General features: G+C 65.1%; 24 protein-coding genes. 10 read left to right on the top strand and 14 right to left on the bottom strand.

What is annotated here, in order from left to right; all coding sequences use genetic code 11:
* Window positions 1-32 precede the first annotated feature (32 nt).
* From RMCB_RS34545 to RMCB_RS34535, 3 genes are read right to left on the bottom strand one after another with little or no spacing between them, the layout of a single operon-like run.
* Window positions 33-1,442 carry an APC family permease gene (locus RMCB_RS34545; protein ID WP_062832349.1) on the bottom strand — a complete coding sequence of 470 codons (1,410 nt, stop codon included), beginning with the start codon at window positions 1,440-1,442 and terminating at the stop codon, window positions 33-35.
* Window positions 1,435-2,745 (bottom strand): glutamine synthetase family protein, encoded by a 1,311-nt coding sequence (locus RMCB_RS34540; RefSeq protein WP_062832348.1) that lies wholly within the window; start codon window positions 2,743-2,745, stop codon window positions 1,435-1,437. The genes RMCB_RS34545 and RMCB_RS34540 overlap by 8 nt, the downstream gene beginning before the upstream one ends.
* A 34-nt stretch (window positions 2,746-2,779) precedes the next feature.
* Window positions 2,780-3,796, bottom strand: coding sequence for a phosphotriesterase family protein (locus tag RMCB_RS34535; RefSeq protein WP_072278602.1), 1,017 nt, complete (start codon window positions 3,794-3,796; stop codon window positions 2,780-2,782).
* Window positions 3,797-3,986: 190 nt separating this feature from the next.
* Here RMCB_RS34535 and pdxS point away from each other — a divergent pair, with 190 nt between their 5' ends.
* The 6 genes from pdxS (at window position 3,987) to RMCB_RS34505 (ending at window position 10,374) form a co-directional block, all read left to right on the top strand.
* Window positions 3,987-4,907, top strand: coding sequence for a pyridoxal 5'-phosphate synthase lyase subunit PdxS (gene pdxS, locus RMCB_RS34530; RefSeq protein WP_072278601.1), 921 nt, complete (start codon window positions 3,987-3,989; stop codon window positions 4,905-4,907).
* Between the two features lie 32 nt (window positions 4,908-4,939).
* Window positions 4,940-6,313, top strand: coding sequence for an aminotransferase family protein (locus RMCB_RS34525; protein ID WP_062832345.1), 1,374 nt, complete (start codon window positions 4,940-4,942; stop codon window positions 6,311-6,313).
* A gap of 6 nt (window positions 6,314-6,319) precedes the next feature.
* Complete coding sequence (locus RMCB_RS34520; protein ID WP_062832344.1) at window positions 6,320-7,054, top strand: gamma-glutamyl-gamma-aminobutyrate hydrolase family protein; 735 nt, start codon at window positions 6,320-6,322, stop codon at window positions 7,052-7,054.
* A gap of 1 nt (window position 7,055) precedes the next feature.
* Complete coding sequence (locus tag RMCB_RS34515) at window positions 7,056-8,420, top strand: aldehyde dehydrogenase family protein (RefSeq protein WP_062832343.1); 1,365 nt, start codon at window positions 7,056-7,058, stop codon at window positions 8,418-8,420.
* A gap of 21 nt (window positions 8,421-8,441) precedes the next feature.
* Entirely contained in the window at window positions 8,442-8,828 is a 387-nt protein-coding gene (locus RMCB_RS34510) for a hypothetical protein (RefSeq protein ID WP_062832342.1), read from the top strand.
* 85 nt (window positions 8,829-8,913) lie between these two features.
* Window positions 8,914-10,374 carry an APC family permease gene (locus RMCB_RS34505; RefSeq protein WP_062832341.1) on the top strand — a complete coding sequence of 487 codons (1,461 nt, stop codon included), beginning with the start codon at window positions 8,914-8,916 and terminating at the stop codon, window positions 10,372-10,374.
* A gap of 24 nt (window positions 10,375-10,398) precedes the next feature.
* On the opposite strand, the gene RMCB_RS34500 is transcribed toward RMCB_RS34505, so the two are convergent.
* The 4 genes from RMCB_RS34500 to RMCB_RS34485 all read right to left on the bottom strand — a co-directional run bounded on the left by RMCB_RS34500 (window position 10,399) and on the right by RMCB_RS34485 (window position 15,010).
* A complete protein-coding gene (locus RMCB_RS34500) occupies window positions 10,399-11,046 on the bottom strand; it encodes a LuxR C-terminal-related transcriptional regulator (protein ID WP_062832340.1) in 648 nt (215 codons plus the stop codon).
* Window positions 11,043-12,320: a sensor histidine kinase gene (locus tag RMCB_RS34495; RefSeq protein WP_062832339.1), complete on the bottom strand. Its 1,278-nt coding sequence runs from the start codon at window positions 12,318-12,320 to the stop codon at window positions 11,043-11,045. Before RMCB_RS34495 ends, RMCB_RS34500 begins: the two co-directional genes overlap by 4 nt.
* 84 nt (window positions 12,321-12,404) lie before the next feature.
* Complete coding sequence (locus RMCB_RS34490) at window positions 12,405-13,316, bottom strand: TIGR03564 family F420-dependent LLM class oxidoreductase (protein WP_062832338.1); 912 nt, start codon at window positions 13,314-13,316, stop codon at window positions 12,405-12,407.
* Between the two features lie 356 nt (window positions 13,317-13,672).
* Window positions 13,673-15,010, bottom strand: a complete 1,338-nt coding sequence (locus RMCB_RS34485) for an acetyl-CoA C-acetyltransferase (RefSeq protein WP_407662177.1) — start codon at window positions 15,008-15,010, stop codon at window positions 13,673-13,675.
* 38 nt (window positions 15,011-15,048) lie between these two features.
* On the opposite strand from RMCB_RS34485, the gene RMCB_RS34480 reads away from it, so the two are divergent.
* Together RMCB_RS34480 and RMCB_RS34475 are read left to right on the top strand one after the other, a co-directional pair.
* Window positions 15,049-16,428 carry a 3-oxoacyl-ACP reductase gene (locus tag RMCB_RS34480; RefSeq protein ID WP_062832337.1) on the top strand — a complete coding sequence of 460 codons (1,380 nt, stop codon included), beginning with the start codon at window positions 15,049-15,051 and terminating at the stop codon, window positions 16,426-16,428.
* A gap of 4 nt (window positions 16,429-16,432) precedes the next feature.
* The gene (locus tag RMCB_RS34475) at window positions 16,433-17,257 is read left to right on the top strand and encodes a MaoC/PaaZ C-terminal domain-containing protein (protein ID WP_062832336.1); all 825 of its coding nucleotides are present in this window, start codon (window positions 16,433-16,435) and stop codon (window positions 17,255-17,257) included.
* Between the two features lie 44 nt (window positions 17,258-17,301).
* Here RMCB_RS34475 and RMCB_RS34470 read toward each other — a convergent pair whose 3' ends face one another.
* The 4 genes from RMCB_RS34470 to RMCB_RS34455 all read right to left on the bottom strand — a co-directional run bounded on the left by RMCB_RS34470 (window position 17,302) and on the right by RMCB_RS34455 (window position 20,421).
* Window positions 17,302-17,517, bottom strand: coding sequence for a hypothetical protein (locus tag RMCB_RS34470; protein ID WP_072278600.1), 216 nt, complete (start codon window positions 17,515-17,517; stop codon window positions 17,302-17,304).
* 2 nt (window positions 17,518-17,519) lie between these two features.
* Window positions 17,520-18,533: an ESX-1 system-associated protein gene (locus tag RMCB_RS34465; protein ID WP_234792356.1), complete on the bottom strand. Its 1,014-nt coding sequence runs from the start codon at window positions 18,531-18,533 to the stop codon at window positions 17,520-17,522.
* Window positions 18,534-18,914: 381 nt separating this feature from the next.
* Window positions 18,915-19,778: a type VII secretion target gene (locus RMCB_RS34460; protein ID WP_062832334.1), complete on the bottom strand. Its 864-nt coding sequence runs from the start codon at window positions 19,776-19,778 to the stop codon at window positions 18,915-18,917.
* A gap of 205 nt (window positions 19,779-19,983) precedes the next feature.
* On the bottom strand, window positions 19,984-20,421 hold the full coding sequence (locus RMCB_RS34455) for a hypothetical protein (RefSeq protein ID WP_029371660.1): 438 nt from the start codon (window positions 20,419-20,421) through the stop codon (window positions 19,984-19,986).
* A 62-nt stretch (window positions 20,422-20,483) separates the two neighbouring features.
* On the opposite strand from RMCB_RS34455, the gene RMCB_RS34450 reads away from it, so the two are divergent.
* Window positions 20,484-21,572, top strand: a complete 1,089-nt coding sequence (locus tag RMCB_RS34450; protein ID WP_062832333.1) for a methyltransferase — start codon at window positions 20,484-20,486, stop codon at window positions 21,570-21,572.
* 567 nt (window positions 21,573-22,139) lie between these two features.
* Here the strand turns inward: RMCB_RS34450 and RMCB_RS34445 are convergent.
* The 3 genes from RMCB_RS34445 to RMCB_RS34435 are packed head-to-tail and all read right to left on the bottom strand — an operon-like array spanning window position 22,140 to window position 24,464.
* Window positions 22,140-22,760, bottom strand: coding sequence for a TetR/AcrR family transcriptional regulator (locus RMCB_RS34445; RefSeq protein WP_062832332.1), 621 nt, complete (start codon window positions 22,758-22,760; stop codon window positions 22,140-22,142).
* Window positions 22,761-22,776: 16 nt separating this feature from the next.
* Window positions 22,777-23,661, bottom strand: a complete 885-nt coding sequence (locus tag RMCB_RS34440) for a MurR/RpiR family transcriptional regulator (RefSeq protein ID WP_029371663.1) — start codon at window positions 23,659-23,661, stop codon at window positions 22,777-22,779.
* Between the two features lie 5 nt (window positions 23,662-23,666).
* A complete protein-coding gene (locus RMCB_RS34435) occupies window positions 23,667-24,464 on the bottom strand; it encodes a class II glutamine amidotransferase (protein ID WP_062832331.1) in 798 nt (265 codons plus the stop codon).
* Between the two features lie 117 nt (window positions 24,465-24,581).
* Between RMCB_RS34435 and RMCB_RS34430 the strand changes: the two genes are divergently transcribed.
* Complete coding sequence (locus RMCB_RS34430) at window positions 24,582-25,889, top strand: type I glutamate--ammonia ligase (RefSeq protein ID WP_062832330.1); 1,308 nt, start codon at window positions 24,582-24,584, stop codon at window positions 25,887-25,889.
* Window positions 25,890-25,897 lie beyond the last annotated feature (8 nt).

The raw sequence follows: 25,897 nt of genomic DNA, 5'->3' as shown, positions 1-25,897 counted from the left end.
GCCGACACCGCCCGACATCATCGATCGACTCCCTAATCAGACTCGGCCGGATCGAGCATCTTCATGTGGGTGGCCTTGCGGGGCCGCAGATAGCAGGCGTAATACAACAGAGACGTCACGACTATGACGAGCGCTGTGAGCTGATCCGTGTACGACTGCTCGACAAGAACCACGATGGCCAGCGCGATCGCGGACACCGGCGCCGCCGGCCACAGCGGCATCCGATATGGACGGATCAACCCGGGGAAACGAACCCTGCTGACGATCGATGACAGCGCTACCAGGATCATCTCCAGGGCGATAACCGTACCGATGACAGTCGCCATGGCTTCGACATCCGTCGTGAGTATCAAGATCACGCCTGCCACGCCGATCACAAGCGTTGCCAACCAGGGTGTTTCGAATCGCGGGTGCACCTTGGCAAGAGCCCGGCTGATCGGCGCGGGCCACATCATGTCGCGGCCCGAGCTGTAGATCACGCGGGCGAAGTACGGGGTCAGCGCCATGACCCCGTTCGTCACCGCAAGCGCGATCCCAAGGCTGACAATCGTATTGAACGATGCGCCTCCGGTATCGGTGAGGAACTGCTGCCACGGTGTGGGTGACATGGTGAATTCGGCAAGCGACCGGGCACCCAGGAGCCCACCGAGGACAGGTATGACACCGAAAGACACTGCGACGGCCAACGAGATGAACACGGAGCGAGCAATATTGCGGCCGCCACCCGATGTTTCCTCGGAGAACAACAGAGCGCCTTGAAAACCGTTGTATGTAAAGGCAGCAACAGCCACTGCCGCGAGAAGAGCACCGACCGCCAAAGCCTGAGCACCGTCGGGGCCGAACACGGTAGGCGTCAGCACCTCTGCCAGTGAGTGCTGAGTCTTGACGAATCCAAGCGCAGTGACGAACACGACGACAAGCAGTTCGACCGCAAGCAACAGACCCACCAGACGGGCGCTCAACCGGACGCCGAGGATGGCGACCACGGTACCGACAGCGATCACCGCCGCGCCGACCCAACGAGCATCCAACGGGATGACGACGTTGAGGTAGGTGGCGATGGTCAGAGCGACCACCGCAGGAATCAGGAAGGCACACACCGGTCCGGTGAAGACCAGGGACACGAATCCTGCCGCGTTGCCGAGCGTACGCGAGACGATGGAATAATCACCACCGGCTATGGGATAGGCGCTGCCCAGCTCCCCGTAACACGCAGCCATCGACAGCCCCAAGATGCCGGCGATCACCAACGCCCAGACCGCGCCGGTCCCCGCCATGTTGAGCAGGATCGGAGCGATGGCGAAGACGCCAACCGCAGGCGTGATGGCAGCGACGCACAACGCGACATTGCCCCACAGACCGAGGCTGCGACTCAGTTCCTGCTCATAACGCTCGGCTTTCGGCGTGACCTCCGATGTTTTCTTCGACAAGCGGTCAGGCATAGCGCTGCCGCTCCCATTCGCTGACAGCGTTCTGCCACGCGTGCAGCTCCCATTCACGCGTCTGCAGGTAATGTGCACAGAACTCTGCACCGAGAACAGTGTCCAAACGCTCATCCCGCCTGCGGAATTCGCTGATCGCACCCGCGAGGTTGGCGGGCAGGGCACCGTCGTGCCGGTCGATGTGACTCCGGTCCGGCACAGATTGGTCGGTCAAGCCCAGATGCACCGACGCCGCGATGGCCGCCAAGGTCAGGTAAGGGTTACAGTCAGCGCCGGGACGACGCAGTTCAAATCTGCTCGACGTCGGGGTCTTCAACAACGCGCGCAAGGCAAAGGAACGGTCGTCGGGCCCGCACGCCGCGCTGACCGGAGCGAAAAAGCCCGGCACAAGCCGTTTGTAGGAATTGATCGTGGGGTTGTAGATGAGGCTCAGCGCCGGAAGATGAGTGAGCATCCCCCACGCTGCGCGCCGGTAGAATTCGTCGTCCGGGTTCCGTGCAGCCGAACCCAATGCGTTCTCTCCGCCTTCGTCCCACATCGAGAAGTGCACATGCGCGCTCGAACCCTCCTCGTGAGCGACAGGTTTCGCCATGAAGTTCGCGCAAAGGCCGTGTCGGCGAGCGGCCTCTGTTGCAGCGAGTCGCAGCAGCGCCGCAGTGTCGGCAGCAGCCAAACCGTCCTGTGGATCGACGTTGACCTCGATGAGCCCCGGCGCGCCCTCGCTGTGCACCACCGACAAACCAAGCCGCAGGTCGTCGGCGTATCGCCTGAGGGTGCCGATGAACTCGGTAACGTGAGACAGGGTGAGCGGACTGTAACTCAAGCCCACAGTCGCGGGCTCCCACGTCCCTTCCCGGAACAATCGGAACTCGAATTCGAAGGCCGCCTTCATCTGCAGTCCATGGCTGGACAGCGCACCGAGTGCGTTACGCAGAACCTGACGAGGACTGACCGCACACGGCGCACCACCGGTTTCGTAGAGATCACCCAGCAGCAGATATGCGGCCGGGAACCACGGCATCGGACGCAGCGTGCTGAGATCGGGACGCAGCAGCAGGTCTTTTGCTCCACCCCTGAGACCCATGGTGGCCAGCGTGGTGATCGGCTCATCGAGGGGATCGACCGCCAGCAGCAGATCGGTTGTCGGAATTCCCTCGTTGAGCGCCTCGGCCGTGCTGATCACTCTGGGCTCCACGAGCTTGCCACGAAGGTTTCCGTGGATATCCGGGAACAACGGAACTACTGAATGTGCGTCGGCCGGAAGGCCGTTCACGACGTCGGCGGTCACCGACTCGGCATACATTGTGGACAACTGATTTTCCTCTGAATCGACGGGCTCAAGGCCGATCAAGCAATCGGCGGGGATTTTCGACCATCATTTGCGCGATGGTGTCGTCGTCGACCCCGTGTTCGTCACGCAGTAGCGGCAAGATGCGGCGATGCAGGTGGTCGTATCCATAACCGCCGTAGTTCTTGAGATTCGCTTTGGTCCATACGTCACATGCCAGCACGATCTGCCCGGCGTGACCTTCGTGCAACAGGGGCAGGAGGTGATCGATGCGTTCGAGGTCGGTCGGATCTTTGAACAATCCGCTGAAATAGAAATCCGAGCCGAATGTGTCGAAGGCCATGGCCACTCCCGACTGCGCAACATCGGCGTGGTACCCGCGGTCGAGGTGTTCATCGAGGTGACCCATGATCACCCGATCGGTCGACATACCCTGAGCCAGCAGGATTTCCAGGACGTTCAGCGCCTCCGCGCCACGCGGCTCAAGATGAATGCTCACCGATGCCTGCGTCTCCACCGCGGCTATTCCGGCTGCCGTGAGCACCTTCTTTTCCCGGTCGGTCACCGGTGAACTGGTACCGATCTCGCCGATGAGCGCCGCCTTGATCCCGGTGCCATCCACGCCCTCGCGAAGCTCCATGATCAGGAGTTCGGCAAGTTGGTCCACGGTGGACTCTCCGACGTAGTCGGGATGTGAGTTGTGGATGTAGAAGCCACACCCGCTCATCACGTGGACGCCTGCGCGTTTGGATATTGTCGCGAGGTCTTCGATCCGACGGCCGAGGCCGACGTTGGTGAGGTCGACGATACCGGCGTTCGGCACGGCGGAGAGGTAATCGAGCTCGCGCACAACAAGATCGACGTCGTCGATCAGAAGATTGTCCTCGAGGCTGACCAGGTTCCAGTGCACGAAGCCCAAGCTTTCAAGACTGACCGCCGGTGGGTCCGGCACAGGTTCACGTGCTGGCTCGTACCAGACACGGCCGTCGATCAGCAGGTGCTCGTGCATGCTGGTCTCGCCCAACTCGGACGGTTCAATCGGGCCAAGGACTGTGTGGATCGGCATCGCAGCATCCTTAAATGGAGTTAGGTGAGCGCCTTTTTATCAGAAGGTTCGTGGACTTGGCAATACCCGAGGCGCCATACGCGGCTGCCGCATGGACAAACTCCCTTGCATATCAACAGGTTCACGCGTTGCCGAGGTTTCCACGGCCACATCTTGACGGGCGACCATCATTGAGAGTAGAAAATGGAGCGTGTCCCACTCCAATTGTGAGTCGCTAGCCTCCCCGCCGGGCGATGTGGGTACCGCGCGCGTGAAGCGCGGGATGGCTGAGATGCTCAAGGGCGGCGTCATCATGGACGTCGTCACCCCCGAGCAGGCGAAGATCGCGGAGGCCGCCGGTGCGGTGGCGGTGATGGCGTTGGAGCGGGTGCCTGCCGATATCCGGGCCCAGGGTGGGGTGTCGCGCATGAGCGATCCCGACATGATCGAGGGCATCATTTCCGCGGTCACCATCCCGGTGATGGCCAAGGCGCGGATCGGGCATTTCGTGGAGGCGCAGATCCTGCAGGCCCTGGGGGTGGACTACATCGATGAGTCCGAGGTGCTCACCCCGGCCGATTACACCAACCACATCGACAAGTGGCGCTTCACCGTGCCGTTCGTGTGCGGGGCGACCAATCTGGGTGAGGCGCTGCGGCGGATCACCGAGGGCGCGGCGATGATCCGGTCCAAGGGTGAAGCCGGCACCGGGGACGTCTCCAACGCCACGACGCATATGCGCAAGATCGGTGGCGAGATCCGCCGGCTCACCTCGATGAGCACCGACGAGCTGTTCGTGGCGGCCAAGGAGTTGCAGGCCCCGTACGAGTTGGTGGTGGAGGTGGCCAAGGCGGGCAAGTTGCCGGTCACGTTGTTCACCGCCGGTGGCATCGCCACGCCTGCGGATGCGGCGATGATGATGCAGCTCGGCGCCGAGGGTGTGTTCGTCGGCTCCGGGATCTTCAAGTCGGGCAACCCGGCGCAGCGGGCCGCGGCGATCGTCAAGGCCACCACGTTCCACGACGACCCCGACGTGCTGGCCAAGGTCTCCCGCGGCCTGGGCGAGGCCATGGTCGGCATCAACGTCGACGACATCCCCCAACCGCACAGACTCGCCGAACGCGGCTGGTAAACGGACTGAAACCCCAAGGAAAGGAACAGATTATGACATCACTTGAGACTCGGCATGACCTGGAATCCACTGCGCTGGACCACCTGTGGCTGCACAGCAACGACCTGGAATGGAACGAACTGATCGAAGGCGGGCTCCGAGTCTTCGTGGAAGGCCACGGCTCGACATTGATCGACGTCCACGGCAGGGAGTACATCGATGGGCTCGCCGGGCTGTTCGTGGTCGCGGCAGGCCACGGCCGCACCGAGATCGGCGAAGCCATGGCCGAACAAGCCGGGAAGATCGCCTACACCGCCGCATCCAACGCCGCCAATCCCGCGGCGATCAAGCTCGCCGAGAAAATCGCCTCACTCACCCCGGGCGACCTCGACCGGGTGTTCCTGTGCTCGGGCGGATCCGAGGCAGTCGAGAGCGCAATGAAGATCGCCAAGCAGGTGCAGGTGATGCGCGGATTCGGCAAGCGCTACAAGATCATTGCCCGCCGCGGCTCGTACCACGGCACCACCTTCGGCGCGGCGAGTTTGACGGGCAGCGCCAGCGAGAAGTACTTCGGACCGTTCATGGCCGGAGTGAGCAAGGTGCCGAACCCCAACCACTATCGCAACGATTTCGGGCTCGATGGCGAGGCCGGTGACATCATGTGCGCCCGCTACGTCGAGCAGGAGATCCTGATCCAGGGCCCCGAACACGTCGCGGCGGTGATCGGTGAGCCGATCTCGGTCGCCAACGGCACTCACCTGCCCAGCCCGGTGTACTGGCAGATGCTGCGCGAAATCTGCGACAAGTACGGCGTTCTACTCATCATGGACGAGGTCATCACCGGCTGGGGACGCACCGGCAAGGTGTTTGCCGCCGAGCACTACGGCGTGGTTCCCGACATCATGACCATGGCCAAGGGCCTTTCGAGTGGTTACGCACCGGTCGCGGCTGTGGCGGTCCGGTCGTCGATCTTCGACGACTTCCGTCCCGACGGACACGCGCTCGGCCACCTGATCACCTTCGGTGGCCATGCCGTGGCCGCTGCCGCCGCGCTGAAGAACATCGAGATCCTCGAACGGGAGAACCTGGTCGAACGCTCGGCCGAGATGGGAAACTACCTCTTCGAGTTGGCAAACGAACTGCGCAGCCACCCCACCGTGGGCGATGTCCGCGGCGGCAAAGGTCTCTTGTGCGCAATCGATTTCGTCAAGAGCAAGGAAACCCGCGAGGCGTGGGGCACTGCGCATCCGTTCATCAAGCAACTCGCCCTGCGTACCCAGGAAGAGGGTCTGGTCACCCGGGTGTGGGATGTTCTGCACCTCGCGCCGCCATTCGTGCTGACCCGCAGTGAAGCCGAGCGCGCCATCGAGATCGTCGACCGCTGCCTCACCGAGGCAGAGGCGAAGTTCGCGGCCGAGATCGGCTGATCCGGCATGACCGCACCCGTGATCGGAGTCTGCACGGCATTCGAGGTCGCCAACTGGGGCTTCTGGACCCAGCAGGCGGCGATCATTCCGGCGACCTATCTCAGCAAAATCCATGCCGCAGGCGGGATCCCGCTCGGCCTCATACCCGACACCAGCGCTGTCGCAAACCCCGGCCTCCTCGTCGACCGCATCGACGGATTGCTGTTGATCGGCGGGGTCGATGTCGAGCCGTCATCGTACGGAGCGACAGACAACGGCCGCACCGAAGCGACCGAACCACTGCGCGATGAATTCGAGTTGACGCTGGCACGGGAAGCCCTGCGGCGCGATGTTCCGGTGTTGGGTGTGTGCCGGGGCATGCAGATTCTCAATGTCGCCGCAGGCGGGACACTGCATCAACACTTGCTCGACGCCGGCTACGCCGAACACCGGCCGAGCCAGGGGAAGCTCAACCACGAGACCTTTCACGAAGTCGAGGTGGACTGCGGAACCCACGCGGCGATGTTGTGCGGCAGTGGAATCCAAACCGTGAACTCCCACCACCATCAGGGCGTGGATCAGCTCGGCAGTGGTGCCGTAGTCACGGCGCGATCGCTGCCCGACCAACTGCCCGAAGCAATCGAATGGCCCGACCATCGGTATGTGCTTGGTGTGCAGTGGCATCCCGAGGCCGCAGAACTGCAGCACGCCCTTACCGATTTCATCGACAACGCTGCCCACGCACTCGGAGGAAACCACTGACATGGCCGTCATCGACGTAATCGAACCCGCGACCGAACAGGTCATCGAGTCACTCGAGCAGATCACTCCCGCAGAGCTGGAAGACGTGATCGCCCGCGCAACCGTTGCACAGCGGCAGTGGGCCGCGCAGCCACCCCAATTCCGCGCGGAGGTTCTGCTGGCCATCGCCGCAGCGGTCGACAACAACCGCGAAGCCCTGGCCCAGCTGGAAGCCCGCAACGTCGGCATGCCCATCAGCGATGCACGAGGCGCCATCTCCGGGGTGGCCGCCACATTCCGCTACTACGCGGCGGCGCCGGAACGTCTTCTCGGACAAACCATCCCGGTCGCCGGCGGCGTGGACATGACGTTCCGCGAACCCATCGGTGTGGTCGGCCTGATCACACCATGGAATTATCCGCTGACGATCGCCGCCTGGAAGGTGGCGCCGGCGTTGGCGGCCGGCAACGCCGTGGTGCTCAAGCCGGCTGAGCTCACGCCGCTCACCTCGCTGCGGCTCGCACAGCTCGCCGTCGAAGCCGGGCTGCCTTCCGACCTGTTCAACGTCGTCGTCGGCCCGGGACGCACGATCGGCAGCCAGCTGGTCGAGCATCCCGGCGTCGGCAAGATCGCGTTCACCGGATCGACCGACGTCGGCAAGGACATCGCACGGCGGGCCGCCGACGGCATCAAGCGCGTCACGCTGGAACTGGGCGGCAAGTCCGCGGCACTGGTATTCGCCGACGCCGATCTCGACGCGGCGGCCGAGGGCCTCACGGGTGCTGTCTTCGGCAACTCGGGCCAGGACTGCTGCGCCCGTTCGCGGGTTTTCGTCGAACGGTCGGCACTGGACGCGTTTCTGGAAAAGCTGGAGAAAGTTGTCGCAAACATCATTGTCGGCGACCCACTTTCGGACAACACGCAGATGGGTCCACTGATCTCGGCAGGACATGCTGCGACCGTCCAGAGCTACGTCGACGACGCACCGGTGCTCTTCCGTGGTTCGGCACCGACCGGTCCCGGCTTCTGGTTTGCACCCACCGTGCTTCACCCGATCGACGATGATCACCGGTCGGCCCGTGAGGAGATCTTTGGTCCAGTTGTTTCGGTACTCACTTTTGACAGCGAGGATGAGGCGGTCACCCGGGCCAACGACACCATTTACGGTCTTGCAGGCTCGATCTGGACCTCGAACGCCGCGCGGTCGTTGCGCGTTGCCCGCGGGGTGGCCGCGGGGGCGCTGGCGGTGAACTCATATACCTCCGTGCGGATCGCCACACCGTTCGGCGGGTTCAAGCAGTCCGGCATGGGACGCGAACTCGGGCCCGACGCGCTTGACGCGTATACCGAGGTGAAGAACGTCTTCTTCAACACCACGGCACCGTAGCCGCAGTTCGGTCAGCCGGCGATGGCAAACGCAAGCACGCTACCGATCGACGAATTCGATTGGGACATAGTTCGCTACATGGTCGACTGGGCGCCGTACGGCGGACCTGACGAGGAAGACATCTTGCCGCGGTTCGGCATGGACGTCCACCGCCTCAATGCTCGATTCGTCGAGCTCGTCACTGAACTGACCCGCCACAGCGGCACGGTGCTCACCGAACGCCAACGGCATCTACTCACCCGCGCACGAGAGCTTGTTCCGTCGACGAGCTGCCGCCCTGCCTCGTCGACGGCTCGTGCCCGCCGTTCAGGCAACAACACACCCGCCACCCTCGGGCTTTCACCACTCGACGGGCAGTGGACCATGCGCCACGGCTTGTGGTTCTGGAAACAGCAAGTGCAGCAATAAGAGTCCGCAGGATGCCCGACTACCCCACCATCCTCGATTTGATCTCCGAACCAGCAATCACGACTCTTCGACCAAGGAGACGTCCATGTCGGTCACGCAGCCCTCCACCCCGGAAGAGCGCCACGACAACCCAGCTGCATCGCGCCCACCCGGACCCGCCGAGGACGCCCCGACTCTGCGGAAGAGTGCAATCGGGCTCAGGGAAAGCACGATCATCAGCATGGCTGGGGCGGCGCCGGGTCAGGTGGTTGCGGTCTCGTTGGCGCCGTTGATCGTTGCCAGCAGTTACGGGTTCATCCCGTCGATCATCGTGGCTTCGCTCGCGATGCTTTGCATCGCCGTGGCGTTCCAGCGGATGAACCTGTGGGAGCAGGACTGTGGCGGCCCCTACGCGTGGGTGGGACGTGCGGTCGGTCCGCGTGCGGGGTTCGGGGTCGGATGGATCCTCGTGGTGACCTTCATTGTTTCGTTGATCATCAACTTCGTCAGCATCGGCCCCGCCGTGCTCGCACTGCTCGGATTCGATCCGAGCAGTCAATGGGGGACCGTGATCGCCGCAACGGTGCTTGGTGCGTTCCTGACCGCATTCGCCGTCATCGGTGTACAGCTCACCGGACGACTGCAGTTGTCTTTGGCTATCGCCGAATACGCTGTACTGCTGCTGTTCTCGGCATTGGCATTCTGGGCCTTGTTCGCCGACGACCGCCCCGGCTCGGTTCATCCGACCTGGGCGTGGCTCAGCCCTTCGGGTGTGGGCGGGACCGGCGGCTTCCTAGCTGCAATGCTGCTGGTCATCTTCATGATCGCGCAGTGGGATACCTCGATCTACCTGAGCGAGGAGACCGAACGCGCTGAGACCAACCCCGGAAAAGCGGTTATCATCGCCGTGATCGTCTTGGGTGTCATGTACACGCTGATATGTTTCGCCTTTGCCACCGTCGCGCCGCCCGAGGCAATGGAGCAACACTCCACCAATGCCGCAGTGTTCGTCGCCGAGGAGTTGACCGGAACCAACTGGGCCAAGGCGATGGCGCTGGCGGTGGTGGCGTCGGTCTTGGCCGCAACGCAGGCCACCATCGTAGGCCTGGCACGCATCATGCTGGCAATGGGACGCGACAAGGTACTGCCTTCAGTGTTTGGCAAGGTGCACCGCAAATTCCAAACGCCCGCGGCCAGCACGCTGCTCATCGGTGGCTTGGGCATCGCGGCCACTTGGGTGTACATCTTGGCCTCCAGCGTCGCGCACGCCCTCGACCTCCTCATCGCCACCGTCGGCTTCCTTTTTGCCTGCTACTACGCGCTCACCGCGCTCGCCGCTGCGTGGGCCCTGCGTGACCGGGTGTTGTCCAACTGGGGTGATGCGCTCCTCGGCGGTGCGCTGCCGCTCGTCGGTGCGGCACTGCTCGGGTGGGTAGCAATAGCCTGCGCCATAGATTTCACCGCTGCCGAATGGGGGGCACTCGCGGTGCTGTCAGCGCTGGGTGTGGTGATGTACCTCGTCGCCAAATATCGGTACCGTGCACCGATACTGAGGTCGCCCAAGTAGTGACTGACGTTCACTGGCAAGCGGTCAGGAATTGAGGTAGGTCACCACCGCCAGCACACGGCGGTGGTGCGCCGCCGACGGCGGTAGGTCCAGTTTGGTGAAGATGCTGCCGATGTGTTTTTCCACTGCGCGTTCGGATATCGAGAGATGCTCGGCCAGAGCGCTGTTGGAATGGCCCTCGGCCATCAGTGCGAGCACTTCGTGTTCGCGCGCGGTCAGCCGGTCGAGGGTGTCGGCGCCGCGGCGGCTGCCCATCAGTTGGCGGACAACCTCAGGGTCGAGCGCGGTGCCGCCTGCGGCGACGCGCCGTACCGCCGCATCGAACTCGGCAATATCGGCTACCCGATCCTTGAGCAGATAGCCGACGCCCGCCGGATTTCCCGCGAGAAGCTCAGCGGCATAACGGGTTTCCACCCACTGCGAGAAAACCAGCACTCCGATGTGCGGGTGCGACCGGCGCAGTGAGACGGCGGCGACCAACCCCTCGTCGGTGAACGTCGGCGGCATCCGAATGTCGACCACGAACACCTCGGGGCTGAAAGCCTCGGCGATGCTGCGCATCTCGTCGGCATTGCCGACCTTGGCCACCACGTCGTGTCCACGCTCGACAAGCAGTTGCGTCAACCCGTCCCGCAGGATTGCGTTGTCCTCGGCGATGGCCAGCCGGGTCATCGCTCGGCACCCGAGGGCACGACGGCAGTCACGGTGGTGGGCCCGCCGGCCGGGCTGTCGATGTCCAGGCGCCCGTCGACCATGCGCAACCGCTCGGCCAAGCCCGTCAAACCCGACCCGTTGCCGGGTTGCACTCCACCGGAACCATTGTCCGCCACGGCAATCCGTAACTCTTCGGCGTCGCTGCGCAGCCAGACCGTGGCCTGGGTGGCGCCGGAGTGCCGCGATACGTTCGCCAGCAGTTCGGCGACGCAGAAATACGCCAGGGTCTCCACCCCCAGAGAGGGGCGCACCGCGATGTCGTCGACCAATTCCACGGGAATCGGGTTGCGCGCCACCAGGGTCTGCACGGCCGGCCCGAGGCCGAGATCCAACGCGGGAGGCCGTATTCCGCGGACGATTTCGCGCAGCTCGGTCAACGTGTCCTTGGTGTTGGCCAGCGCGTCGGATACCAGTTTGCGCGCCCGGTCGGTCTTCTTCTGATCGGCGAGCTGCTCCTCGGCACGGGCCAGCGTCATCGCGACGGCGATCAGTCGAGCTTGGGTGCCGTCGTGTAGATCCCGCTCGACACGGCGCAGGGTGGCGGCCGCGTCGTCGACGACATCCGCACGCGCCCTTTCGAGTTCGGCGACCCTGCGCTCGCGGGTCGGCGCGGCCAGCAGCGCACCGGCCAGCCAGACATGGGCACGCACGATTCCGAGCATCAGCCAGCCCAGCAGATACAGTGCAATCAGCCCGCCCAGCGCCAACAGCAGGTACACACCGAGCGATTCGACGGGCTCCCCGAAACTCACGACCGCTTCGCCTGTGACGGCCCAGATCACCGGAGAAGCCACCAGGCTCACCGCCATCACGACGCCGACCAAAACCAGGTAGCCCACCGGGGTCATCACGATGCTCTGCAGTGCGAGGAAGCCCAGGCTGCGCCAGCCGACGGCATCGGTCAGCGCCGCTGCCACGGTCTGTGGCAGCCCCGCCGGCCGGGCGAAGGGCTTGGGTGCGTCGATGTTGGCCCCGACCATGCGGGCCAACGCGCGGTACAACGCGTTCCACCGGCGTCCCGTCAGCACGACGACGGCCAGCAACGGAACGCCGACCAGAGTGACCAGCAGAACTCCAGACGCGAAACCCGTCGCGAACAGGTACGCCACGCCCACCACCGCCAGAAGACTGATCAGCAGGAAGTACAGGTAGGCACGCCAGGCCCAGGCTCGCAGCGGGGTGCGCAGGACTCGTCGCCAGTCATCGGCAACGGCCGGTGCCGTCGCGGTCATAGTCACGTTCCCCATGGTTGCCGGACACTGTCGCATCCGGCGATGGTGCAGTCCAGCCAATATGTGGTGGGGCTGGCCACACCCTCAGCTGTCGATCGAGCGCAGCAACGCGCGGGTGCGAGCCCTGGTCTCGGGCGACGCGTCGAACACCACACCGACGTACTCGTCGACCCCGGCGCCGGCGAGCGCCTCGATCCGTTCGGCGACCTCGGCCTCGTTGCCGATGATCGCAGCATCCTCTGGGCCCGCGTATCCCTCGCGGTCGAGCATGGCGCGGTAGGAGGGCAGGTGCCCGTACATCGCGAACTGTTTGGCCGCCTGCGCGCGGGCGCCCGCGACGTCGTCGGTGACGCTGACCGGCAGCGCGGCGACGACGCGCACCGGACGGCCCTGCGCGGCCTCGCGCAGCGTCGGCGACACATGCTGGGCGAGCGTGGTCGGACCCGTCATCCAGGTGACCGTGCCCGCAGTACGACGCCCGGCCAGCTTCAGCAGCTGCGGCCCCAAGGCGGCGATGTAGATGTCGGGTGCGGTCGCGCCGAGAATCTGCAGTGAACCGCGGGTGGTGACCGTCTCCCCTGGCGCGTCGGCCGCCTCACCGGCGAGCAGCGGTTGCAGACCGTCGAGGTATTCACGCAAGCGTCGGACCGGCTTGTCCCACGGGATGCCCCACATGCCTTCCGTGACCGCCTGATGGGTCATGCCGAGGCCGAGGATGAACCGGCCGCCGCCGATCAGGTTCAGTGTGAGAGCACGTTGGGCCAGCAGCATCGGATGCTGGTTCTGGATGGGGATCACGCCGGTGCCGACTTCGATGTCGCTCACCTCGCGGAACGCCACAGCGAGCACGGTCAGAAGATCAGGCTCGTAGGGCATCTGGGTCATCCACACCCTTCGGAAACCCTCGTCGCGCAGCTGCGCCAGATTTTCTACGGTGGCGTCGATCGGTGAGCGGCCACGGGTGTCACTGAGGGATCCGATAATGCTGGTTTGCATGGTCTCAACGCTATGCGGGCGGAGACAAAAAAGGGCGGGTTCGGGAGGACACTAGGGGGCGTCTCAATCGGTCTCGCGCCGCCGGTCTTTCACCCCTTCGACCGACTCTTCGGATCAGTCACTCCCGAACCCGTCGTACGGTCGAGCCTACGCCTCGAGTACCCCTCAGACCAGAGGAAAATTCGACCGGAATTCAAGAGAAGTTTGAAGGTGGCCCCGTGTTGCCGTCGGGTCGGGGGGTCAGACGGCAACACGGAGCTACCCGTGTATCGATGTCCCAGGGCGGGCCGTTACACACCCAGAAAACAAACTTTTCGAATGTTTTCGCCGTGAGCATCGTGCCTGGTCAGGACGGTTCAGGCCTCCAAGATTGCTGCAACGCCCTGTCCGCCGGCCGCGCAGATCGAGATCAGGCCGCGCACCGGCTGGCCGGTCTGCTTCTTCTTCTCGGCCAGCTGTTTGGCCAGTTGGGCGACGATGCGCCCGCCGGTGGCCGCGAACGGGTGCCCGGCGGCCAGCGACGAGCCGTTGACGTTGAGCTTGGACCGGTCGATGGTGCCCAATGCGGCATCGAGACCCAGGCGGCCCTTGCAGTACTCCTCGGAATCCCACGCCGTCAGGGTGGCCAGCACCACCGACGCGAACGCCTCGTGAATCTCGTAGAAGTCGAAATCCTGCAGCGTCAGACCGTTGCGGGCGAGCAGGCGCGGCACGGCGTAGGTCGGAGCCATCAGCAGACCGTCGGGACCGTTGACGTAGTCCACAGCCGCCATCTCGCCGTCGACGAAGTAGGCCAGCGGCTCGTGTCCATGCGCCTGGGCCCATTCCTCGCTGGACAGCAGCGCCACCGAGGCGCCGTCGGTCAGCGGTGTCGAGTTACCTGCGGTCATGGTGGCGTCGCCGAGCTTCACCCCGAACACCGGCTTGAGCTTGGCGAGTTTCTCCGCGCTCGAGTCGGCGCGCAGATTGTTGTCGCGGTACAGCCCGAGGAACGGTGTGACCAGGTCGTCGAAGAAGCCGCGGTCGTAGGCGGCGGCCATGTTGCGGTGGCTGGCGGCGGCCAGTTCGTCCTGGTCGACGCGCTTGATGCCCATCTCCTTGGCGGTGATCGCGGCGTGCTCGCCCATCGACTTGCCGGTGCGCGGCTCGCTGTTCACCGGGATCTCGACGCCCACCGATGCCGGCAGCTTGCCGACCAGCTTGAGCCGGTCGACGTTGGACTTGGCGCGACGCAGCCCGAGCAGCACGCGGCGCAGGTCATCGCCGAAAGCGATCGGGGCATCCGACGCGGTGTCCACGCCGCCGGCAGCCGCCGATTCGTACTGACCGAGCGCGATGCTGTTGGCGGCGGCGATGGTCGCCTGCAGGCCGGTGCCGCAGGCTTGCTGCACGTCGAACGCCGGGGTGTACGGCGAAAGCGCGCTGCCGAGCACGCACTCACGCATGAGGTTGAAATCACGGCTGTGCTTGAGCACCGCACCGCCGATCACCGCTCCGAGCCGCTCGCCTGCCAGGCCGAAGCGGTCGATCAGCCCGTCCAGAGCCGCGGTGAACATGTCCTGGTTGGAGGCGTTCGCGTAAGCGCCGTCGGACCGCGCGAACGGAATCCTGTTGCCACCCAATACGGCAACGCGTCGCCGGGTCGTGTTGTTGGCCATCTGTTTGCCCTCCACTGTCGGGTTGTCCCGGGCCATATTACCCACTGTTCTTACTCTGGAGTAAGTTCGTAGGTATGGCTACCGACCTGCTCTCTCAGATTGTGAACTCCGGGCCGGGATCCTTCCTGGCCAAGCAGCTGGGCGTGCCCCAGCCCGAGCCCCTGCGCCGCTACCGCGCCGGCGACCCACCACTGCCCGGGTCGCTGCTGATCGGCGGCACAGGTGCGAGCGCCGGCTCCGCCGACGGTGGCCGCGTGGTCGAACCGATGCGCGCCGCGCTCGCCGAGGACTACGACGTCGTGTCCAACAACATCGGTGGTCGCTGGGCCGACTCGTTCGGCGGGGTCGTGCTCGACGCCACCGATATCACCGACGCCGCGGGCCTCAAGGAGCTGTACAAGTTCTTCACACCCGTGCTGCGCAACCTGGCGCCGTGCGCACGCGTTGTCGTCGTCGGCACCACGCCCGAGCAGGCCGGCGGCGTGCACGCACAGATCGCCCAGCGGGCGCTGGAGGGCTTCACCCGGTCTCTCGGCAAGGAGCTGCGTCGCGGCGCCACGGTCGCCTTGGTGTATCTGGCCGCCGACGCCAAGCCCGGCGCCACCGGCCTCGAATCGACCCTGCGCTTCATCCTCTCGGCGAAGTCCGCGTACGTCGACGGGCAGGTGTTCCGGGTGGGTGCCGCCGATTCGACCGCACCCGCCGACTGGGACAAGCCGCTCGACGGCAAGGTCGCCGTTGTGACGGGTGCGGCTCGCGGTATCGGCGCGACGATCGCCGAGGTGTTTGCGCGTGACGGCGCTGCCGTGGTGGCAGTCGACGTCGAGGGCGCCGCAGAGGACCTGCAGAAGGTGGCCGAGAAGGTCGGCGGGACGGCGCTGACGCTCGACGTCACCGCAGACGACGCCGTCGACAGGATCGTCGCGCACGTCACCGAGCATCACGGCGGCAAGGTCGACGTCCTGGTCAACAACGCAGGCATCACCCGCGACAAGCTGCTCGCCAACATGGACGAGGGCCGCTGGGACGCGGTGATCGCCGTGAATCTGCTTGCGCCGCAACGCCTGACCGAGGGCCTGGTGGCGGCCGGGGCGCTCGGTGAGGGTGGTCGGGTGATCGGGCTTTCCTCGATGGCCGGTATCTCCGGCAACCGCGGCCAGACCAATTACGCCACCACCAAGGCAGGCATGATCGGGCTGACCGATGCGCTCGCACCGGTGCTGGCCGAGAAAGGCATCACCATCAACGCGGTGGCGCCCGGCTTCATCGAGACCAAGATGACCGAGGCCATTCCGCTGGCGACCCGCGAGGTGGGCCGACGGCTCAACTCGCTGTTCCAGGGTGGCCAGCCCGTGGACGTCGCCGAGCTGATCGCCTACTTCGCCAACCCCGCGTCGAATGCCGTGACCGGCAATACGATTCGGGTATGCGGCCAGGCCATGCTGGGAGCGTGACGGCATGAACAACATGCTGCGCGCGGTGGTGGGGGCGCTCCCCTTCGTCCCGCGTTCCGACTCCCTGCCCACCCGCACCATCACCGTCGACGACCTGACCATCGACCCCGCCAACGTCGCGGAGTACGCACAGGTGACCGGTCTGCGGTTCGGCGATACGCTGCCGCTGACCTACCCGTTCGCACTGACCTTTCCCACCGTGATGTCGCTGGTGACGGGATTCGATTTCCCGTTCGCCGCAATGGGTTCGGTGCACACCGAGAACCACATCACCCAGTACCGGCCGATCTCGGTCACCGACACCGTCAGCGCCGCCGTGCATGCGGAGAACCTGCGGGAGCATCGCAAGGGGCTGCTGGTCGACATCGTCACCGACCTCAAGGTCGGCAATGATCTGGCCTGGCATCAGGTGACGACGTTCCTGCACCAGCAGCGCACCAGCCTGTCCGACGAACCGAAACCGCCGCCTCAGAAGCAGCCGAAGCTCGGGCCGCCGAATGCCATACTGCGCATCACGCCGGGGCAGATCCGCCATTACGCCGATGTCGGCGGGGATCACAACCCGATCCACACCAACGCCATCGCGGCCAAGCTGTTCGGCTTTCCCACGGTCATCGCGCACGGAATGTTCAGCGCAGCAGCCGTTCTGGCGAACATCGAAGGTCAGCTGCCCGACGCTGTGAAGTACTCGGTGCGGTTCGCCAAGCCTGTGGTCCTGCCCGCCAACGCGGGGCTGTACGTGTCACGAGACACCGACGGCTGGGAGCTGACGCTGCGCAACCTGTCGAAGGGCTATCCGCACTTGACGGGTACAGTCTCCGCGCTCTGACGTCTTGCAGTGAGCCCCCGTCGCTTTCGCGGCGGGGGCATTTGCTACTCACCGATGGCGCTGATGACAACAACCGGGATATCCGCTGCCAGAAATACTTTCGACCTCAACTTCGTCGTCGTGAAGGCCACATCCAGCTGATCGCTGGCGAGATAGCCGCCTTTCGGTAGCAATTCGGCGCGCAAAGTATCTTCAACTATTTCCGGCCACTCCGGAGGAGAAGCCATGCCGTGCGGATCTGACGGCTTCGCGATACCCATTGCTACGCCCCGATTGCCTTGCAAGCATCGGGAGTTATGGATGTCGAACGATTGGCAACCATACTTAGGTAGTAATCAGCCGGTGTGTACGTTTGCAACGCGTAGGCGTACGCTTTCCAGTACTGCGCCGCGAGTGCAGAGAAATCCCGAACTGTTGGGTTCGGGCTGCTCTGTCCGAGCTTACCAATATCGTCCGCGAACTTCTTCATAACGGGAATCACCGCATCTATGACGCCTTTCTCATCAGCCGACCACTCCCTGGCCGGCTTCTGCGGGTTAAGGTGCAGCCAGGCAGAAGTGTCCGTGCCAAATTGAGTTAGCAGTGGACCCCATTCGGGACATGTTGCATCAGACTGTGACAGGAACTTCTCCACATCGTTGGAGGCAGTCGGCGCAGCAACAGATCCGCCATTCCCTTTAGGGGAATCAACAAAGGGCGCGCGAGCCTGTGCAGAGTTATAGGATATTGCCGCACAAATGAATGTGATCGCTCCAGAGGTTCCAATAGCGACGTTAGCAAGATTGTTGTCTGCGGGTTTATATTCCGAAATTGCCTGGCTATAAGCCCTTGCGTAAGCGATGTACTGCTCGTACAGCTCACGTACAACCCTATGTGGCGTAACCTTAGCTAGCGGGACCGTCTGATCGGCCGCCGCTTTCATTGCTTGACCGATCTTCTCATAAGTAGCGCGCTGCTCTACGCTCCACGCTTCGGATGGAATCGCAGGATCGCGGCTTCCCCAATCTGTCTTATCTTGGACATCTGTAAATGTCGTATTGATTGGGCCCCACGCTGCACACGTCGGATCCTCTTTGATGATGTTGACCGGCCCCGTGTCGTTGGCGCTCGCAAAATCGCTATTACTCGAAGTCCCCGAAGCAGAAGCAGAGGGCGACGCGGAGGCGCTCGGTGTGCCGTTGCCGCCCCCTCCGCTGCCCTTGGTAAGTGCGATGGACACCGCGGCAGTGATTGCGATGACGGCGATCAAGGTGACGCCGCCGAGCGCCCACTTCATTCCGTTGCCGCCCTTTTTCGGTGGCTGAGCGGGAGGCCCGGCAGGACCAGCAGCCCAATGTGGCTGTGGCGGGCCCTGCGGCGGTTGTTGTTGCGGCGGCTGCCATGACGGCGCGTGATGCTGCGGGGGCCCGGATTGTTGCGGCGGGCCAGAGTAGTTGCCACCCGAACCGCCCGGCGGCGGGCCGGGATAAGACCCACCCGGTCCAACCTGCGGCGGTCCGAACGGATCACCGCCACCGCCGCCATACGGCGGTTGCGGCGAATTACCCGGCGGTGGCGGCAATGTCATCGAGCGACCCCTACAGTCCGAACAGCACCAACAATCACAAAGAAATCTCCGGACTCGGCTCCGGTCGAGCATGGCGCGGCGCACTCGGCGTCACGGGCGCCCGCTCAGCACCGGAACTCGGCGAGGGCCCCGCGGCCTGGGGCGGATGTGGACCGCGGGCGGATGCTCGGAGGGCTTGGACTGACCGGCCGGCGTTCCATCGGACTTGTGTTCGGCCGCAGGATCTTTCTGCTTCTGACCCTCGGCCTGCTTGTCCTTGTCGGCGTTGTCCTCGCCTGGCTTGTCCGCGCCTTGTTTAGCGGCTTCCACGATGCCCTGCACACCTTGCAGCACCGTCTGCGGAATCTGGCCGAGCGCGCCCATCATCTGCGTCGGCACCTGGGCGGCCTGCTGCGCCATCTGCATCGGCATTTGCATCATCTGGCCCATCTGACCCATGCCGGACGGATCGCCACCGGCAGCCGCAGCCGCCGCGGCCGGGTTCGCACCAGCCGCATCGGGCGTCGAGCTGGGCGTTGCCCTGCCGTCGCCCTTGCCTCCGCGATGGTGCTTGCCGCCGCCGGGTTTCTGGCTGCCACCGCCCCCGCCAGGCGAAGATCCTCCTCCGCCACCAGGGGCTGCCGGGGAACCACCGCCGCCCTGACCGGCCGCATCGTCAACGAGGCCAAACGCCTTGCGAACGGTCTGAGCGGCCTGCTCGTCGGTCGTCTCGTACTTGCTGGCGGCGCTCGTCACGTTGTCGGCGTATTTCGACAGGGCTTGCTTGACCTGCGGCAGTTTGGCCACGACCGGATCGACGACCGTCGGCATCTTGGCTGCGATCGCCGCCGACAGCGCATCGGAACCGGTCGGTTTCGTCACTGCCGGCGCGGACGGCAGCTCGCCAGCAATCCCCGCCAGCTTGCTGCCCGCGGCACTCACCAGTGCGGTGTCCACCCGCAAGGTTTCGGTCACGTGGTCACCAACCCTGTCTCAGCGTCCAGCGCACGAAATCAAGGGAAGACCCTGGTGACAGGTAAGGCGCACCCACGATCAACACAACCCCCTCGATACGTCGCTAGGCGAATGCTACCCGAACACACAGCGCAGTCAGTGCATGAATTTGGCACCGTTGACGTGCACAAACCCACCTAGGAGCGAGGGGCCCAAGCAAATTCCGCTACGACCCTGACAGGTTGAAAATCGATGCCGGAGCGGAGTATTCGCTGCTCCAGGATGTCCACGCGACATCGGTCGGGCCGACACTGCTGGTGGCCAGCTTCCAGACACCGCCGTCGGAGTGGAACAGGCCGGCGTAGCTCTTCGACTTCCCGCCCTCGGCGGCAGCATCGGCGAAGGGAGTGTTGTCGTAGCTGATGGGCCTGCCGCTGGGATCGGTGATCTTGGCCCAGACGAAAGCCCAGCCCTGCGACTCGTTGAGCGTGGAGACGTTGAGCTTGGCGGGTTTGCCCAGTTGGTTGGTCACGTCGGCGACGGCTGACGCTGCGATGGCAGGCCCGTCGGGTACCGCCGAAACCGGATCTGCCGACGCCCACGGCGCGGTCATCAGGGCGGCAACGCACAGCAAGATCGGGAGCAAAGACAGTTTCTTCAGCACACGCCAACCCTGGCATAGCTACGAACGCACCGAACGCGGCAAAATTTGTCTAGAGTCTGGCGGTGACTTCCGCCAAGGTGCCCCCGGTAGGGGTGGTCCGTACCGTCGATCGCATCCGCCATCACCTGCGCCGACTGCACCAGCGGTCGGCTCCGCCACCTGCCGTACTGCTGGAGAGGATCCTCGGCGCGTGGGTGGCCCAGGGCATCACCGCTGCGGTGCAACTGGGCGTTGCCGACGCGCTGGCCGACGGCCCGCTCCGGCCCGATGAGCTGGCCCGCCGGGTCGACGCCAACCCTGACACTCTCAACCGGCTTATGCGGGCGCTGGCCAGCGAGGGCATCTTCCGGCGCACCCGTGATGGGCGCTACGCCCTCAACGCTCTGGCCGACCCGCTGCGCACCGACGCTCCGGTCTCGATCGCCGGAATGGCGCGATTCGTCGGCTCCCCGCAACACCGCGAACACTGGAGCCAGCTCGGTGAGGCCGTGCGGACCGGCGAGGCCGTCATCCCGAAGATGCGCGGCATGGCGGCGTTCGACTACTTGAATTCCGATCCCGAGCTCGGCGAGATCTTCAACGACGCGATGACCAGCGTCTCAGAACTCGCGATCGCCCCCGTGGTGGCGGCGTTCGATTTCACCCCGTTCGCCACGATCGCCGACGTGGGCGGCGGCCATGGACGGCTGCTCTCGGCGATCCTCGAAGCCGCACCGTCAGCCCGGGGCATCCTCTACGACCTGCCCCAAGTCGTCGAGGGTGCACCAAAACTGTTGGCCAAGTACGGAACTGTCGGCCGGGTGGAGATCGTGCCCGGCTCGTTCTTCGACAAGGCGCCGGCCGGTGCCGATCTCTACATCATGAAGAACATCATCCATGATTGGCCCGACGAGCAAGCCGTGGCGATCCTGCGGAATGTCCGCGCCGCTGCGACTTCGGGCGCCACGCTGCTGCTCGTGGAAGCTGTTATCCCCGAACATGATCGGGAATTCCTCGCCAAGTGGATCGACATGGAGATGCTGATCGGCATCGCCGCCCGCGAGCGCACCGAAGATGAGTACCGAAAGCTATACCAGCAGGCGGGTTTCCGGCTCACCGAGGTGGTTCCGACGGCGTCACCGTTCAGCCTGGTGAAGGGCCTCGCGGTCTGAGCTGATCGAGTCTGCGTGTATGTCGCGGACGAGCGAGAGCACCGCGCCGTCACCGCAGAGCCAGTGCCCACGACGGCCAGCCTCCTGTTGACTCTGCGTGTAGGTCGCGGACGGGCGAGTGCGGAGCGCCGTCACCGCAGAGCCAATGCCCACGACGACCAGCCTCCTGTTGACTCTGCGCGTACGTCGCGGACGAGTGAGTGCGCCACGCCGTCACCGCAGAGTCAGTGCCCACCATGGCCGGCCTCCTGTTGACTCTGCGCATATGTCGCAAAAGCGCGAGTGGCGAGCGCCGCCACCGCAGAGCCAATGCCCACGACGGCCCGCCTCCGGTTGACTCTGCGTGCATGCCGCAAACGTGCGAGTGCGGAGCGCCGTCACCGCAGAGCCAATGCCCACGACGGCCAGCCTCCTGTTGACTCTGCGTGCATGTCGCAAACGTGCGAGTGCGGAGCGCCGTCACCGCAGAGCCAATACCCAGGACCGCTAGCCTCCTGTTGACTCTGCGCACATGTCGCAAACGGGCGAGTGCGCCACGCCGTCACCGCAGAGCCAATGGCGTGAGCGCTAACCGACAGCCGATTGAGAGCCGGTCTCTGACGGTTTGCCTTTCAGGCCTCGCCAGAACAGGTTGATCATCAGCTCGGCGGCCTCGTTGACGTCGGCGTCGCCGGAGCTGACCCGGGTGGCGATGGCCTCACCGGCACCCACCAGCGCGACGGCCATCATCTCGAAGTCGCTGTCGGGCTCAGGGTTACGCGTGCCGGTGCTGAGGAGCCGGGCCACGAGATCGATGATGCGCTCACGGCCCTCGCGAACCGTGTGCGCAAACGCTTGCGAGCTGGTGGCCTGCGTGTAGAGCACCATCCAGGACGCCCGGTTGGCGTCGATGTAGGTCAGGAACGCCAGGACGGCGTTGCGCAACAGGTCTTTCGGGCTCTGGCTGAAATCGATCTGCCCGCGCACCACGTCGACAAACCGGGTCAGCTCCCGGTTCAGGCACGCCCCGAACAGCTCTTCTTTGGAGCCGTAGTAGAGGTACAGCATCGGCTTGGAAATCTCGGCCTGCGCGGCGATCGCGTCCATGGACGTCTCGTGATAGCCATTGACCGAGAAGATCTGGACCGCGGCGTCGAGCATCTGCTGTTCTCGGACGGCACGCGGCAGCCGTTTGGTTCCACCTGCCATCCGATCAGGGTAACTGTCAGGGCAGAAGCTCAGCGCGCCGTTGTTCCTCCCACAGCGCCATCCGGGTCCGCGCGGGCTCCCCGATGGCGTCCATGACCAACGGTATGAGCAGTTCGGTCAGCAGAAATCCGGCCGCCATGCTCTGGTAGGTGCTACCCACAGTGCTCGACGCTGCCAGCACGACCTCGGCGTCCGGCGCCACCGGGCAGCTCAGGTCATCGGTGATGAGCAGGACGGTCGCGCCGGCGCGGTGCACGCGTTGTGCCAGCTCAGCGGCGCTGCGCTGGTATCGGTGGTAGTCGAACAGCACCACCACGTCGTGGCGGGACAGTTCGAGCAGGGCGCCCAGGTCGCCGCCCGTCGGATCGCCCAGCACCCGGATACCTGGCCGCAGCTGTTCGAGGTGGGCAGCCAGATGCAGTGCAAGCAGGTGCGAGAAGCGGCCGCCGTGCATGTACACCGTGCGGCCGGCATCCGCGAGCAGCGCCACCGCGGCTTCCAGCGCGGGTTCGGCCAGCAGCGCCAGCGTCTGCTCGGCCCGCTCGTTCTGCGCACGCCCCTGCTGTAGCAACCGGTCCAGCAGGCTGCCTGCCGCCGGGGCGTCGGGCAGCCGGGTGATCGGGCCGTTCGACCGTGCGGAGAGCTCAGCGCGCAGCGCGACCTGCAGATCGGCGAACCCGTCGTACCCGAGGGACTGGGCGAACCGCAGCACGGTCGGCGGGCTCACCTCGGCGCGTTCGGCGAGGCGGGCTGCGCTGGCCAACCCGGCGCTCGGATAGTCGCCGAGCAACGCCCGCCCCACTCTGCGCTCAGCCTTGCTGAGCGTGGGCAGCGCCGCGGTGGCCCTGGCCTCCACGGTCATCGAGACATTTGCCGCTGTCTCTGCAGCGTCCTCTGACACGGTTCTCAATCTGCCATGACGGGCACCGAATTCATCGACAGGTCGGCCATCGAGATGGCGGTGACGCTCTCCGGCGGCAACGGGTGCCAATCCAGATCGCCGAAGCCCGTCGACCCCACCACCACGGCGCCGTCGCCGGTCCGGGCCCACCGCAACGCGAAGTAGTCCTCGAGATGCTCGGTCGGCAGATCGGCCGCGGTGATCTCCTCGATGTCCTCGGCGGGCAGTTGGCTGCGGGCGTGCGCGTGCACCGCGATCAACTGGCCTTCACCGAGCACCAGCGCATTGAGACTCGCCTCGGGATACAGCGCGCGCAGCTGCGCCACCGCACGGCGCACCGCCTCCTGCAGATCCGGTGCCGTCCGGCGATGCTGACGGATCACCCCGAAGTACCGCTCGCTATCCGTTGTGCCGCGCAGCGAGGCCGCGATACCCGGCTCGACAAGCTCGTCGAGAGGGCCGGTGGGTTTGATGGATCCGTTGTGCGCCATGGCAATCCCGCCGACGACGAACGGGTGCGAGTTCTGCGGTTGCACCGCCAGGCCGTTGGTGGCCCAGCGCAGATGCACCATGCCGGCCGTCAGACGCCGGCCCTCCACCGCCGCGCTGAAGGCGGGATCGTCGAGCGCACTGCCCGCCGAGACCTCGACGTGGGGAGCACCGCCGGGCTCGTCGACGTGCGCGATACCCCAACCGTCACCGTGCACCTTGGTCAGCGCGACGAAGTCCTTCAACACATGCGCGCCGACGGCGTCGGAGACGGAGATCGGTGCAGTCGACACGACCCCAAGCAAGCGACACATGACTCCACCCCTCTGAGACAAAAAATTTAATGAATCGAACCTCTAGCGCTCATCTTAAAGAATATGAAACATTTATGACATACCGTCCTCGCAGACTCTGGAAGCCAGGAGGAAGCCATGACCCCGCAGATCGACGACCTACGCGCTGACGGCGTGGAGATCGTGGCCGGATCGCTGACCGACCTGGCGGGGGTGACGCGCGCGAAGTACGTGCCGCTGCGACGCCTCTCCTCGTTCCAGTCCGCCGGCATGGGCGTCTCACCTTCGTGGAGCGTGTTCTGCGTCGACAGCGGCATCGCGTTCACACCGGAGATCGGTGTGGTCGGTGACCTGCGGATCCGCATCGATCCGACCGATCTGCAGGTGGTGGAAGACGGTGTGGCCTGGGCGCCCGCGAGCCTGTACGACCAGTACGGCCAACCGGCTCCGTTGTGCACGCGCACGCTGCTGGCCCGCGCGGAACAGGCGGCGGCCGCGCAGGGCCTGACGGCGCAGATCGGTGCCGAGTTGGAGTGCACGATGCTGGCGCAGGACACCCAGCACGCATCCGCCGAGACGTGGTCGCCCTACGGCATGCGCACCTCCCTGGACCGCTCCCCGTTCATGGTCGACCTCATGACGACCGCCGACCGCTCGGGCTTGGTCATCGACCAGCTCCACACCGAGTACGGCCACGACCAATTCGAGGTGGCGTTGGCACCGACGACACCGGTCGCCGCCGCCGACGCCGTCATCCTGGCGCGAATCGTGATCGGCCGGGTCGCGGCCCGACACGGCCTGAAGATCTCGTTCTCCCCTGTCCCGTTCGCCGGAGAGGCGGGCAACGGCGCGCACCTGCACCTGTCGCTCGCCGACGGCGACGGCCCCCTGCTGTCCGGCGGCGACGGCCCGCACGGGATGCGGCCCGCGGGCCAATCCGCGATCGCGGGAGTACTCGACACCCTGCCGGATCTCCTTGGCGTGTATGCGGGTTCGGTGCTGTCGGCAGCACGGCTCAAGCCGGGCAACTGGGCGGGCGCCGCCAAATGCTGGGGTTTGGAGAACCGCGAGGCGGCGGTGAGGTTCATCGCCGCGACACCGGGAAATCCCCACGGCGCCAACGTCGAGCTGAAGCTGATCGACCCGAGCGCCAACCCCTATCTGGCGGCGACAGCCTTCCTGCGCAGCGCACTGCGCGGTATCGAACTCGGCCTGCAACTACCGGCCGAGGTCAGCGACGACCCGGCACAGACCGCCCTCCAACCGCTGCCGACCGACCAGCGCATCGTGCTCAAGACTCTGCAGACCTCTGCTGTCGCCGCCGAGATGCTGACGCCTGCGGTCATCGAAGGCGTAGTGGCCGTGCGCAATCACGAGCTCGTCACCTACGGCGATCGGCCGCCGACCGAGATCTGCCAGGCGCTGCGCCTGGCCTGGAGCTGTTGACCGCACGC

The organism is Mycolicibacterium brisbanense (genome assembly GCF_001570425.1).
GTDB classification, from domain to species: domain Bacteria; phylum Actinomycetota; class Actinomycetes; order Mycobacteriales; family Mycobacteriaceae; genus Mycobacterium; species Mycobacterium brisbanense.
The sequence above is the reverse complement of the archived record's forward strand: the minus strand, read 5'-3'. Positions and strand labels throughout refer to the sequence as shown.